Source organism: Mesorhizobium sp. WSM4884, from assembly GCF_029625675.1.
In the GTDB taxonomy this organism is placed as follows: Bacteria; Pseudomonadota; Alphaproteobacteria; order Rhizobiales; family Rhizobiaceae; genus Mesorhizobium.
In genome coordinates this window covers 38,797-52,061 of the sequence record NZ_JARTVO010000013.1, presented here as the reverse complement: position 1 = coordinate 52,061, position 13,265 = coordinate 38,797, and the positions used below count along the sequence as shown (strand labels likewise).

The 13,265-nt window shown below is 65.1% G+C and carries 11 protein-coding genes and 1 riboswitch; of the genes, 5 read left to right on the top strand and 6 right to left on the bottom strand.

The features are described from left to right. Positions 1-31 precede the first annotated feature (31 nt). The 3 genes from thiQ to thiB form a co-directional block, all read right to left on the bottom strand. Positions 32-817 (bottom strand): thiamine ABC transporter ATP-binding protein, encoded by a 786-nt coding sequence (gene thiQ, locus P9236_RS20200; RefSeq protein WP_278076255.1) that lies wholly within the window; start codon positions 815-817, stop codon positions 32-34. Further along, a complete protein-coding gene (gene thiP, locus P9236_RS20195) occupies positions 814-2,391 on the bottom strand; it encodes a thiamine/thiamine pyrophosphate ABC transporter permease (protein ID WP_278076396.1) in 1,578 nt (525 codons plus the stop codon). Before thiP ends, thiQ begins: the two co-directional genes overlap by 4 nt. A gap of 291 nt (positions 2,392-2,682) precedes the next feature. Further along, positions 2,683-3,693, bottom strand: coding sequence for a thiamine ABC transporter substrate binding subunit (thiB, locus tag P9236_RS20190; RefSeq protein ID WP_278076254.1), 1,011 nt, complete (start codon positions 3,691-3,693; stop codon positions 2,683-2,685). A gap of 43 nt (positions 3,694-3,736) precedes the next feature. Then, positions 3,737-3,851: riboswitch (TPP riboswitch) on the bottom strand. Positions 3,852-3,985: 134 nt separating this feature from the next. On the opposite strand from thiB, the gene P9236_RS20185 reads away from it, so the two are divergent. The 4 genes from P9236_RS20185 (at position 3,986) to P9236_RS20170 (ending at position 7,069) form a co-directional block, all read left to right on the top strand. After that, positions 3,986-4,630 carry a thiamine diphosphokinase gene (locus P9236_RS20185; RefSeq protein WP_278076253.1) on the top strand — a complete coding sequence of 215 codons (645 nt, stop codon included), beginning with the start codon at positions 3,986-3,988 and terminating at the stop codon, positions 4,628-4,630. 1 nt (position 4,631) lies between these two features. After that, positions 4,632-6,452 carry an ABC-F family ATP-binding cassette domain-containing protein gene (locus P9236_RS20180; RefSeq protein ID WP_278076252.1) on the top strand — a complete coding sequence of 607 codons (1,821 nt, stop codon included), beginning with the start codon at positions 4,632-4,634 and terminating at the stop codon, positions 6,450-6,452. A gap of 72 nt (positions 6,453-6,524) precedes the next feature. Next, complete coding sequence (locus tag P9236_RS20175) at positions 6,525-6,767, top strand: type II toxin-antitoxin system CcdA family antitoxin (RefSeq protein ID WP_278076251.1); 243 nt, start codon at positions 6,525-6,527, stop codon at positions 6,765-6,767. After that, on the top strand, positions 6,767-7,069 hold the full coding sequence (locus tag P9236_RS20170; RefSeq protein ID WP_278076250.1) for a CcdB family protein: 303 nt from the start codon (positions 6,767-6,769) through the stop codon (positions 7,067-7,069). The genes P9236_RS20175 and P9236_RS20170 overlap by 1 nt, the downstream gene beginning before the upstream one ends. Before the next feature lie 17 nt (positions 7,070-7,086). Here P9236_RS20170 and P9236_RS20165 read toward each other — a convergent pair whose 3' ends face one another. Continuing rightward, positions 7,087-8,895 carry a hypothetical protein gene (locus P9236_RS20165; protein WP_278076249.1) on the bottom strand — a complete coding sequence of 603 codons (1,809 nt, stop codon included), beginning with the start codon at positions 8,893-8,895 and terminating at the stop codon, positions 7,087-7,089. 68 nt (positions 8,896-8,963) lie between these two features. Next, on the bottom strand, positions 8,964-10,262 hold the full coding sequence (locus P9236_RS20160; protein ID WP_278076248.1) for an adenylosuccinate synthase: 1,299 nt from the start codon (positions 10,260-10,262) through the stop codon (positions 8,964-8,966). 261 nt (positions 10,263-10,523) lie between these two features. On the opposite strand from P9236_RS20160, the gene P9236_RS20155 reads away from it, so the two are divergent. Next, complete coding sequence (locus P9236_RS20155) at positions 10,524-11,456, top strand: DMT family transporter (protein ID WP_278076247.1); 933 nt, start codon at positions 10,524-10,526, stop codon at positions 11,454-11,456. Between the two features lie 206 nt (positions 11,457-11,662). Here P9236_RS20155 and serA read toward each other — a convergent pair whose 3' ends face one another. Next, positions 11,663-13,264 (bottom strand): phosphoglycerate dehydrogenase, encoded by a 1,602-nt coding sequence (serA, locus tag P9236_RS20150; RefSeq protein ID WP_278076246.1) that lies wholly within the window; start codon positions 13,262-13,264, stop codon positions 11,663-11,665. Between the last annotated feature and the right edge of the window lies 1 nt (position 13,265).

Genomic DNA, 13,265 nt, shown 5'->3' with positions numbered 1-13,265 from the left:
CCGGATCACCCGTTGCCGGTTTGGGCGTAAATTATGTCCGCTTCCGGGCAATATGTTGTGATAGGGCAACGCTGCCGCCTTGATCGCCGATATAGCGCCGGAAGGCGTCCGGTCCAGGGCGATCGAAGAAATCCGCGGCGGGGCCGGTCGCGGCGATCATGCCTTCGTCCAGAAACGCCATGTTCTCGCCGATGCGGCGGGCATCTTCCGGCTGGTGCGTGACGAAAAGCACGGTCATCTGCCGTTCGGCGTGGATGCCGGCCACGAGATCGAGCATGTCGTCGCGCAGCGCCGGACCGAGCGAAGCGAAAGGCTCGTCGAGCAGAAGCACCGGACGATCGCGTAGGAGCACCCTTGCCAGCGCGACGCGCTGCCGCTCGCCGCCGGAGAGTTCGCGCGGCAGCCGCTTCTCCTTGCCGGCAAGGCCAACCCGCGCCAGCGCATCCGCGACCGCCTGGCGGTCGGCGGCAGTGAGGTCGAGCGACGGCGAGCGGCCGAGCCCGACATTGCCTTCGACCGAAAGATGGGCAAACAGATTGTTTTCCTGGAACACCATCGACACCGGCCGCGCCGAGGGCGGCGTGTCGCCGACATCGATCCCGCCGATCAGCACCTTGCCGGCGCCGGGCAGCTCGAAGCCGGCGACCAGATTGAGCAGCGTCGACTTGCCTGAACCGCTAGGCCCCATGATGGCGGTGATCTTGCCGGCGGCGAATTCGGCATCGAAGCGGAACGATGCCTCGCCATAGCTGAACGAAACATCGTCCAGCGTGACGGCCAGTGCCTTCTCCGTCGCTATGCCATTGTTCGTCGTCATGCCTTTGCTTCCCGCCCGAGCCAGTCGGCGGCGACAACCAGCATCAGGCAAACGAAGCCGAGCAGCAAGGCAAGCCCCGCGGCGTCGGCGGTCCGGTAACTGCCCATGCGCGCGAGCAGGAGATAGGGCAAGGTCTGCACCGAATCGCTGCCGAACAGCGCGATCACGCCGAGATCGCCAAGCGACAGCGCCATGGCGAAGGCAAAACCGGTGGCCAAAGGCCGCCGGAGCGACGGCCAGTCGACCAGGCGCAGCCGGTTCCAGCCGCAAATGCCGAGCGCCAGGCAGAGCCGCTCGTGACGCTCGCTCGCCGCGTCATAGGCAGGGCGAACGGCGCGGATGGCAAAGGGCATCGCCATCACTGCATTGACGGCGACGACCATGACGGGCGCGACGGCAAAGACATCCGTGACCCCACGCAAGGCCAGGAACCAGCCGGCGCCGACCACGATCGGCGGTACGACCAGCACGAAACCGGCGCCGGTGTCGGTGGCATGTTCGAGCAGCGACATGGCGCCGCCCGCGCGGCGCCGCAAGGCCAGTGCGCGCCGGGCCGCGATGAGCGAGAGTGACAGCGCCACCGAGAGCAGCGCCGAGAGGAAAGAGAGCGCGGCGCTGGTGAGCGTCGCACGGCGCACGGCCTCCTCGCCGGCCAGCCGTCCGAGATCGGCTTCCAGGCCGGCCAGCACGGTCGCCGCCATCGGCCCGGCGACGAACAGCAAGGTAAGTGCGATCAAACCGGCGTTCACCATCGTTTCAGCCTTGCCCGCCGAAAGATAGCGGCGTGGCGCCACCGGCAGATTGGCGTCGCCGACCGTATTGGCGCCAAGCCGCATCAGTGCCGTCACCACGACGAAGGTCAGACCGATTTGCAGCAGCGTCAGCACCACGGCCCTAGCCGGATCAAAATCGAAGCGCAACGCCTGGTAGATCGCGACCTCCAGCGTCGTGGCGGCCGGCCCGCCGCCCAGCGTCAGCACGATGGTGAAGGAGGTGATGCAGAGCATGAACACCAGTCCGGCGACGCCCGGCAGTGCCGCGCGCAGCGCCGGCCATTCGATCAGCCGCAACGCCGGCCAGGCCCCCATGCCGAGCTGGCTCGCCAGCCGCCACTGGTCGGCGGGCACCGTGCCGAGCACCTCCAGAAAAAGACGCGTGGCCAAGGGCAAATTGAAGAAGACATGCGCGATCAGTATGCCGGACAATCCGTAGATGCCGGGCCATTCGCTGCCGTCAAGGCTGCCGAGAGCGCCGGCAAAATAGCCGGCATGGCCGTAGAGCGCCAACACGCCGAGGGCGGCAACGATGGCCGGCAGCGCCAGCGGCACGGCGAAGAACTGCAGGATCAGGCGACGCCCGGGAAACTTCGGGTGCCGGGACAGGGCACGCGCCACCAGCAGCGCCGGCGCGACCGACAGCAATGTCGAAAGCAGCGCCTGCCAAAGCGTGAAGCGGGCGACACGGAGGAGATAGCCGTCGAAGGCGACGAGAGCGCCGGACGGGTCGCTCGCGCCTTCTAGGATGAGCCCGACGAAGGCGACGCCGATGAGCACGGCGATTGCCGCAAGGGCCATGATGCCGGCGGTGACGCGGGAGTCAGGGCGCGGCGAAGATTGCACGCTGCACCACCGGGGCAGGTTTGGAAACCAGCGAACGCCGTGTTCCTTCGCGCCCCCCTCTGTCCTGCCGGACATCTCCCCCACAAGGGGGGAGATCAGCAGCGTCGGCGCCCTGCTCATTCCTGCAACGTTGCCAATTGGCGAAATCGCCAATGGCAGTCAATCTCCCCCCAAGTGGGGGAGATGTCCGGCAGGACAGAGGGAGGCGCCGTAGAGCGATCATCTTCGACAGATAACCAAAGCCGGCTACTTGCTCATCGCCGCCAGCCACTCGTCCACCCAGGCTTTGCGGTTGGCCGCGACCTCTTCCGGGCTGAACAGCAGGGTCTTGGTCGGCTTCACCAGTTTGTCGAAGGCCGGGTTGAGCGGCTTGTCGGTCTTGCCGGCCGGGAACATCCAGTTGGTCTCCGGGATGACGTCCTGGAATTTCGGCCCGGTCATGAAGGCGATGAACTTTTCCGCCAGCGGGTTCTTCGCGCCGGTCGTCGTGATGCCGGCGACCTCGATCTGCAGATACTCGCCCTCCTCGAAGGACGCGGCCTGGTAGCGTTCAGTGTTCTCGGCGACCATGTGGTAAGCCGGTGAGGTGGTGTAGGACAGCACCATCGGCGCCTCGCCCTTGGTGAACAGGCCGTAGGCCTCGCTCCAGCCCGGCGTCACCGTAAGCACCTTGGATTTGAGCTTGGCCCAGGCCTCCGGCGCCTTGTCGCCATAGACCGACTTCACCCAGAGCAGCAGACCGAGGCCCGGCGTCGAGGTGCGCGGATCCTGAATGACGATCTTGTCGGCGGCGCCACCCTCGACCAGCTCCTTCAGGCTTTTCGGCGGGGTCTTCAGCTTCTCGGTGTCGTAGACGACGGCGAAATAGCCGTAATCGAAGGGCACGAATGTGTCGTCCTTCCAGCCTTCGGGCACATTCAAATCTGCAACGGCGCCATGCGGCGCGAAAAGGCCGCTCGCCTTGGCGTCTGCGGTCAGGTTGGTGTCGAGGCCGAGCACGATGTCAGCCTTGGTGCCGGCGCCCTCCAGCTTGACGCGGTTGAGCAGCGCCACGCCGTCGGCGACCGAGACGAATTCGAGATCGCAGCCGCATTCGGCCTCGAATTCCTTCTTCACCGCGGGTCCCGGACCCCAGTCGGCGGTGAAGCTTTCATAGGTATAGACGGTGAGCTTGTCCTTCGCCTCGGCAGGCCCGGCGGCTGCCAAAAGCGAAACGAGGCCTGTTGCGAGAATAAGCTGGGACAATAGTGAGCGCATCGGCGCCTCCTTTGTTCGCGTGACAAGGAATTGAGGCGTCGGATGGTCCGAAACGTCTAATCCCTCCGCCGGTACAAACCGGATCAGGTTCGGCGGGTTGGCATTGTCGCCTCTCAGCCGGTTCGCGAAGTCAGCGTCCGGCACCCCGTTAGAGCGCCTCGAGACATAGGCCCGGCCGATGCGGCGCGCAAGCGGAAGTTTGCCGGGCATCCGATGACTTCGGAACGCAGCGCTATCCGTTTGGATGCGCCTGGCTTCCGTTTCGCGGGCGGGGCTGGTAAGGGCGACGCCCATGGGAACATTCACCATCCTGCTTGGCGGCGAGCTCGTCCGCACGCCTCGGCTCGATCGCCAGATCGAAGGCTCCCGCGTCATCGCCGCCGACGCCGGCATCGGTCATGCCCGCATGCTGGGCCTCGTGCCGGAGCTATGGGTCGGCGACTTCGACTCGGTGCCGCCGAACCTGCCGGAGGATCTCGCCGCCGTGCCGCGCAAGATCTTTCCGGCCGAAAAGGACATGACCGACGGCGAGCTCGCCATCGCCGAAGCGCTCGCGCGCGGCGCCACCAGCTTGGTGCTGGCCGGCGCCTTCGGCGGCAAGCGCGCCGACCATGCCTTCCTGCATCAGGCGCTTGGGCATCGGCTGGCCGAGGCGGGCACGACGGTACTGCTGACCAGCGGCGCGCAGGAGGGCGTCCCCATCCTGCCGGGCAAAGCCGCCTTCGATTACGCCGACGGAACGCTGTTCTCGGTGCTTGGCTTCTCCGAACTCGCCGGCCTGACGGTCTCCGGCGCCAAATGGCCGCTCGACCGTGTCGAGGTGGCGTTCGGCTCCTCGCTCACTATATCGAACGAGGTCAAGGGCCGGCTCGAGATCGCGCTCGAGAGTGGCCGGGCGCTGCTGCTCGCCCACCCCTATCCTCTTGCCGAAAGCTGACATGGCTCCGCCTCTTCTCAATCTCGACGGCATAAAATTGACCTTTGGCGGCACGCCGCTGCTCGACGGCGCGTCGCTGAGCGCTTCCGCCGGCGAGAAGATCGCGCTTGTCGGCCGCAACGGTTCGGGCAAGTCGACGCTGCTCAAGATCGCCGCCGGGCTGGTCGAGCCGCAGGACGGCGAGGTGTTCCGCCAGCCATCGGCAACGGTCCGCTATTTGCCGCAGATGCCCGATATGGATGGCTTCGCCAGCGTGCGCGCCTATGTCGAGGCTGGTCTCGGGCCGGCCGACGACCCGCATCGCGCCACCTATTTGATGGACCATCTCGGCCTCACCGGCGAGGAACGGCCGAGCGACCTTTCGGGCGGCGAGGCGCGCCGCGCCGCGCTCGCCCGCGTCATGGCGCCCGAACCCGACATCCTGCTGCTCGACGAGCCGACCAACCACCTCGACCTGTCGGTCATCGAATGGCTGGAAGAGGAGCTTGCCCGCACCTCTTCGGCCGTGATCCTGATCTCGCACGATCGCCGCTTTCTCGAGCGCGTCTCGCGCGCCACGGTCTGGCTCGACCGCGGCCAGACCCGGCGGCTGGACAAGGGCTTCGCGCATTTCGAGGAATGGCGCGACCAGGTGCTGGAAGAGGAGGAGCGCGAACAGCACAAGCTCGGCCGCCAGATCGTGCGCGAAGAGCACTGGCTGCGCTATGGCGTGACCGCCAGGCGCAAGCGCAACATGCGCCGCCTCGGCGAGCTGCAGGCCATGCGCCAGCGCTTTCGCAGCCATCGCGGCGCCGAAGGCACGGCGACCATGGTGGCGAGCGACGCCGCCGAATCCGGCAAGTTGGTGATCGAGGCCAAGGGGATCGACAAGAGCTTTGGCGACTTGACCGTGGTCAAAGGGTTCTCGACCCGCATCCAGCGCGGCGATCGTGTCGGCCTGGTCGGGCCGAACGGCGCCGGCAAGACGACTCTTCTGAAAATGCTGACCGGCGAGCTGACGCCGGACGCGGGCTCAGTGCGGCTCGGCGTCAATCTTGAGATCGCGACGCTCGACCAGAAGCGCGAGGCCGTCGACCCGCAGGAGACGCTGGCGCATTACCTGACCGACGGACGCGGCGAGAACCTCGTGGTCAACGGCGAGCAGCGCCACGTCGTCTCCTACATGAAGGATTTTCTATTCAAGCCGGAGCAGGCGCGCACGCCGGTGCGGGAGCTTTCGGGCGGTGAGCGCGCGCGGCTGCTGCTGGCCCGGGTGCTGGCGCGGCCGGCGAATCTCCTGGTGCTCGACGAGCCGACCAACGACCTCGACATGGAGACGCTTGAGCTGCTGCAGGAGCTGGTCGCCGGCTTTGCCGGGACAGTGATCCTGGTAAGCCACGACCGCGATTTCCTCGACCGCACCGTCACTAGCGTGATCGCGCCGGACGGCGGCGGACGCTGGATCGAATATGCCGGCGGCTATTCCGACATGCTGGCGCAGCGCGGCGGCTCAAAGCTCGAGGACCGCAAGGCAAGGCCGAAAGCCGAAACGGCGGACGCAAGCGCTGCGCCGAAGACTGATCAGGCCACCTCGAAAGGCCCGGCGAAGAAACTCTCGTTCAAGCAGAAATTCGCGCTGGAATCCCTGCCGAAGAAGATCGAGGCGGTCGCCGCCTCGATCTCGCGGCTGGAGAACAACATCGCCGATCCGTCCTTCTACGAGCGTGACCCGGTCTCGTTCCAGAAGACGATTGCAGCGCTCGACAAGGAGCGCACGACGCTGGCGGCACTCGAGGAAGAATGGCTGGAGCTGGAGATGCTGCGCGAGGAGGTGGAGGGCTGAGCCCCGACAGGACCTGCTCGTTGTCGCAACAAGGAAATGCGCATATAGTATACGCATGTTGCGGAGGCCATTATGCGCAAGATAGCTGCAAACGCGGTCCGTCAGCCGGCAAATCTGTCGATCGATTCACAGCTCATGACGGAAGCAAAGGGACTCAACGTGAATGTCTCGCGAGCCGCTGAGGCCGGCATTGCCGAAGCGGTAGCTGCCGAGAAAACACGACTTTGGAAGCTTGAAAACCGCGCCACGATGGACTCCTGGAATGACTATGTCGAGAAGCATGGCATTCCGCTCAAAGAACATCGGCAGTTCTGATGGCGCGTTATGACGTCTTCGCCGCCGGCGGCATAGAAGGCGGCTACCTTCTCGACGTTCAGTCCGATCTGCTCGATAACTTCAAGACAAGAGTGGTCGTTCCGCTTCTGCCACTCTCATCGGCTCCGCCGCCAATGCGGAAGTTGCACCCCGTTTTCGAAATCAATGGGCGAAAGCTGGTCATGGCCACCCATCTGATCGCCACAGTGGCGGCGACAGAACTCGCGGAGAATAGAACCAATCTCGCCAACCATCACGACGAGATCGCCGCGGCGCTCGAGATGCTGTTCCAGGGTTTTTAGGCGGCGAAAAGCCGCGCTCACCCCGAGGTCTTCGTGGCCCAGGCCTTCAGCGCCTCGTCGAAGATCTTCTCGCCGGGAATGCCTTTTTCCATGGTGAGCAGCGCACGCCGTCCGGTCTTGTAGACCACCGGCACGTCGATCCAGTCCTGTCCCCTGAGCAGTGTCAAATTGGCGTCCTCGTCGGCCTTGGTGTCGTTGAGCGCGACGAGGAAGAAGCCGTCGGCGATCTTGGCCGGGATGCCGATCAGCGGGCTGCCGGCATCCTGTTCCGAGCTCTTCATGGCTATGCGCAGGATGTTGTCGACGCCGCCGCCGTCGAACCCTTCCGGCGTCAGGAAGATCATCTCGATGATATGGCTGGCTGGCAGGGTCTGGTCGGTGTTGCGCCGGATGGTCATGCGCAGCTGGATGTCCTTGCCGGGAATCGTCGCCTCGGCGCGGATCGCCGGCTCCGGCGGCAGGTCGCCGCCTGGCGATTCCTGCACCAGCGACCATACGATGCTGCCGGGCTCGGCGGTGCCTTGCTGCGTGCTGGTGCGCTCCTCATAGAAGATCGCCTTCTGGCCGACCGGCACGGTCGCCTCGGCCGTCGCCGGCGCGGACGTGGTTCCCGCCGCGGGTGGCGTCGCGCCAGCCGCGGGCGGTGTCGTCGCCGCGGCCGGAGGTGTGGTCCCGGCGGCCGGCGCAGGCGGATTGGCGGCAGCACCGGTAGGCGCCGGCGGCGTCGCTCCGGCGGCAGGCGGGGCCGCACCTGGCGTTTGCGCAGCCGGCGGCGTGCCGGCGGCGGCTGGCGGGTTCGTCGTAGCGGGAGCAGCCGGCGGCGGCGTGGTCAGCGCTGCGACGGATTCGCCCTCGCCGATGGTGCTCTGCCCGCCGGCCGGGCCGGGGTCTGTCTCCTTGCCTTCAGGGGTCAGGCGCTGAGTGAACTTTGCTTCGGCCGGCTCGCTGGGGGCGGCTGCGTTAGGGGCGGCTGCATTGGCGCCCCCGGCGGCAGGCGCGGCCGCCGTCTCGGGCGCCGGCTTTGCCGGGGCAGGCTTGACCAGAGGCTCGGTCGAGACCGTCTTGCTGCCGCCGCCTTTCAGGCCGAGCATCGAGCTGAACGCATCCTTGTTCAGCCAGACCCCGTAACCGCCGCCGGCCAGCACCAGAAGCGCAATGACCGTCGCGATCAACCCGCCATAGCTGCGCTTGCGCGGCGGCCGCAGCCGCTGAAACGTGTCCGCCGCCGGCTGTTCGTCATTGGCGAAGACATCGCTGCCATCGTCCGGCTCGGCGGCATTCATGCTAGGAAGGTTGACATCGTCCTCGCGCGGCGAGGGCATTGGCGGCGGTGCCGCAGGCACTTTGTGCCAGCCTGCAGGTTCGGTCTTCGTCGCGCCTTGCCAGCTTGGCTCCATCTTTGGGGCGCTTTGCCAGCTTGGTTCCGTCTTGACGGGTGCCGGCGCCGGCTTGAAAGGCTCGGGTTTGGTAGGCTCAGGCCTAGCAGGCTCGAGCTTCGTCACCGCCGGTTGCCGGACGTGGCTCGTTTGGTTCTTGTTGCGGTCGATCGATGAGAAGATGTGTTCGAGTTCCGCCAGCGGATCTTCTGCTGGCGCCGGCTTGGGCGCCGGAGCAGGCTTGGCGTATTCCCGCTCGACGCTGGAAATGGCATCTTCCAGCGAGCGCTTCTGCTTGCTGACGACCTCGGCGGACAGAGGCGGAGAATAATCGGCGAGCTTCTTCGCCAGTGCCGCACGCGCATTCTCGTAAATCCGCTTGCGCAGCTCGGACGAGGGCTCGCCGTGCTTCTCAAGCTGCTTTTTCAGAACACCAACGAAATCTGCCATGCGTCAGTCGGACCTGCATTCTTTCCCCGGCCTGCAAATCAGCCGTAGCGCCGGGAAGGGCTGTGAAACTAGTCTTGAAACGGGTCGGTCACAAGTATCGTGTCGTCCCGCTCCGGGCTGGTGGAAAGCAGCGCAACCGGGGCGCCGATCAGCTCTTCGATGTAGCGGACATATTTGACCGCTTGCGCCGGCAGATCGTTCCAGCTCCTGGCGCCGGCCGTCGTTCCCCTCCAGCCTTCGAGCGTCTCATAGACCGGCTCGACGCGCGCCTGGGCGCCTTGGCTGGCCGGCAGGTAGTCGATCGGCTCGCCATCGAGGCGATAGCCGGTGCAGACCTTGATCTCGTCCAGCCCGTCGAGCACGTCGAGCTTGGTGAGGGCGATGCCCTTGATGCCGTTGACGGCGACGGCCTGGCGCACCAGCACGGCGTCGAACCAGCCGCAGCGGCGCTTGCGGCCGGTGACGACGCCGAACTCGTGGCCGCGCGTGCCGAGGAACTCGCCGATCTCGTTCTTCTGTTCGGTCGGGAACGGACCTTCGCCGACACGCGTCGTATAGGCCTTGGTGATGCCGAGCACGTAGCCGATGGCGCCGGGGCCGGTGCCGGAGCCTGCGGCCGCCTGTCCCGCCACCGTATTGGACGAGGTGACGAAAGGGTAGGTGCCGTGGTCGATGTCGAGCAGCGTGCCTTGCGCGCCCTCGAACAGGATGCGCTCGCCCGCCCGCCGCTTGTCGTCGAGCACTTTCCAGACGCGGTCCATGTAAGGCAGGATCTCGCCGGCAACAGAGGTCAGCTCCTGCATGATCGCCTCATGCGTCGCCTCGGCATGGCCGAGCCCTCGGCGCAGCGCATTGTGGTGCGTGAGTAGCCGGTCGACCTTCAGGGGGAGTGTCTCCAAATCCGCCAAATCCATCACCCGCACCGCGCGCCGGCCTACCTTGTCCTCGTAGGCGGGGCCGATGCCGCGGCGGGTCGTGCCAATCTTGGTTCCGGAATTCGAGGCGGCGTCTTCGCGGAATCCGTCCAGTTCCCGGTGCAACGACAGGATAAGCGCGGTGTTTTCGGCTATTTTCAGGCGCTCCGGCGTCACGTCGACACCCTGCTCCTTGAGCTTCGCCACCTCCGCGACGAAGGCATGCGGATCGAAGACCACGCCGTTGCCGATGATCGACAGCTTGCCTTGCCTGACCACGCCGGACGGCAGGAGCGACAGCTTGTAGACCTTGCCGTCGACGACCAGCGTATGACCTGCATTGTGGCCGCCCTGGAAGCGCACGACCACGTCGGCACGTTCCGACAGCCAGTCGACGATCTTGCCCTTGCCTTCGTCGCCCCACTGCGAGCCGACGACCACCACATTGGCCATGTTCTTTTCCCTTGAGATGCCGCCTTGGCGGCTTGAAACGACAGGCCTCTATAGACTCATGTGCAGGCCGATGCGACCCTTTCTTTGCCGCCGAAACCCCAGTGCATGATCCGAAAAAGTGGGGACGGTTTTCGGAAGAGATCATTCTCCAACCAACGTACAACAAACCAGGCACAACAAATTCCGGCTTTCGCATCATTTACTTGCCGTGGTCGTCGCAATAGGCCGGCTTTGGTCTTCGAACCCGCGCCGGACTGAGCGATGCATCGAGCTGCCTATCTGTTCCTTCTCTCAACCATGCTGCTATGGGGCGGCAATTCCGTGGCCGGCAAGCTTGCCGTCGGCCATGTGTCGCCGATGACATTGGTTTTCCTGCGCTGGGTGTTGGCGGTTCTGATCATGCTGCCCGTCGGCTGGCGGGCGTTTCGCGAGGACTGGCCCGAGCTGCGCCGGCATTGGCTGCTGCTCGCCGGACTCGGCGCCTGCGGCTTCACGATCTTCAACGTCATCTTCTACACCGCGCTCAACTACACGACCGCCATCAATGTCTCGATCGAGCAGGCCGCCATACCGATCGTCATCATCCTTGCCAACTTCGTGCTGTTCCGCCTGCATGTGCAGCGCCTGCAGATCGTCGGCGTGGCGCTGACCATCGTCGGCGTCACCCTTACCGCCAGACATGGCGATCTCAGCCAGTTGCTGAAGCTCGATCTCAATTTCGGCGATGCGATCATGCTGGTCGCGGTTCTCTGCTACAGCCTCTATTCGGTGGGGCTGCGTCTGAAGCCGGCCATTCGCTGGCAAAGCTTCATGCTGGCTTTGTCGTTCGCCGCGCTTTTGACCTCGTTGCCCTTCTTTGTCTGGGAAGTGGCGGCAGGCCGCGTTATCGTCCCGGACGCGCGCGGATGGGCGGTCGCGTTCTACACCGCGCTCGGCGCGTCCGTCGTGTCGCAGATCTTCTATATCAGGGGCAATGAACTGATCGGCGCCAATCGCGCTGGGCTGTTCATCAATCTGGTGCCGATCTTCGGCACGCTGCTTTCGGTGCTGATCGTCGGCGAACAGTTCGAGCTCTATCAGGGTCTTGCGCTCGCGCTCGTGCTCGGAGGCATCGCGCTCGCCGAATACAGTGGCAGAATGGCAATTCTGCAGGCATCGCGACAGCCTTTGCTGGATACGCAAGGCGGTGATTGACGATGGCGATGCAAGGAGGCACCGGGCTCCCCTTGCCGGTCAGGTGTTGGCTTAAAGCATGTCTCCCGAAAGTGGGAACCGGTTTCGGGACAAAGACATGCGCAAAATCAAAACCTAAAGTGCACGGAGCGAACCTGAAAGATCGCGACGCGCTTTAAGAGTAAGGCCCCGCATGCCGCGGCATGCGAAGCCTTTTTGACGACTTATCAATCGCTGCCGACGTCGAAGCGCAGCCGTTTGGCCGAGTCGATAGACTTGTGCGCCCGCAGCTGGTCCAGCACGCTTTCCGGGAAGGGCGCGTCGAGATAGAGCAGCGCGATCGCATCGCCGCCCGGCCGGTTGCGGCCGAGCTGGAAGTTGGCGATGTTGACGCCGTTCTCGCCGCAGACGGTGCCGAGCAGGCCGATGATGCCGGGCGCGTCCGCATTGGTCGTGTAGAGCATGTGCTGGCCGACCTCGGCGTCGAGGTTGATGCCCTTGATCTGGATGAAGCGCGGCTTGTGGTCGGAGAAACAGGTGCCGGCGATCGAACGCGTCATGTGCTCGGTGGTGACGGTGAGCTTGATATAGCCGTCGAAGACGCCCGATTTGTCGCGCTTGACCTCGGCAACGATGATGCCGCGCTCCTTCACCATGATCGGCGCCGACACCATGTTAACGTCCGAGACCTGCGGCCGGATCAGGCCGGCAAGAGCGGCACTCACCAGCGCTCGCGTGTTCATCGTCGCGGTCGAGCCGTCGAACAGGATCTCGACCTCCTTGATCGGATCCTCGGTGACCTGGCCGACAAAGGCGCCGAGCACCTCGGCGAGCTTGACGAAGGGTTTCAGCCTCGGCGCTTCCTCGGCGGTGATCGAGGGCATGTTGATGGCATTGGAGACGGCGCCCTTGATCAGGTAGTCGGACATCTGCTCGGCGATCTGAAGGGCGACGTTCTCCTGCGCCTCGGTGGTCGAGGCGCCGAGATGCGGCGTGGCAACGACATTCTCCAGGCCGAACAGCGCGTTCTGCTCGGCCGGCTCCACCTCGAAGACGTCGACGCCGGCGCCGGCAACCTTGCCGCTCTTCAGCGCCGCGACCAGGTCGGCCTCGACGACCAGCCCGCCGCGCGCGCAATTGATGATGCGCACGCCGTCCTTCATCTTGGCGATCGCGGCCGCGTCGATGATGTTGCGCGTCTTGTCGGTCAGCGGCGTGTGCAAGGTGATGAAGTCGGCGCGGGCGAAGAGATCGTCGAGCTCGACCTTCTCGACGCCGAGCTCTTCGGCGCGGCTGTCCGACAGGAACGGATCGAAGGCAATCACATGCATCTTCAGGCCGACACCGCGCGTCGCGACGATCGAGCCGATATTGCCGCAACCGATCACGCCCAGCGTCTTGCCGGTGATCTCGATACCCATGAAGCGGTTCTTCTCCCACTTGCCGGCATGGGTCGAGGCGTTGGCCTCCGGGATCTGGCGCGCCAGCGCGAAGATCATCGCCACGGCGTGCTCTGCCGTGGTGATCGAGTTGCCGAAGGGCGTGTTCATCACGATGATGCCCCTGCGGCTCGCCGCGGGGATGTCGACATTGTCGACGCCGATGCCGGCGCGACCGACGACCTTCAGCCTGGTGGCGGCATTGATCAGCTTCTCGGTGACCTTGGTCGCCGAGCGGATGGCGAGGCCGTCATACTGGCCGATCACTTCGAGCAGCTTTTCCTTGTCCTTGCCGAGATCGGGCAAGTAGTCGACCTCGATGCCGCGATCCTTGAAAATCTGCACGGCGGTCGTTGAAAGTTTATCCGATACGAGAACGCGGGGCGCCATA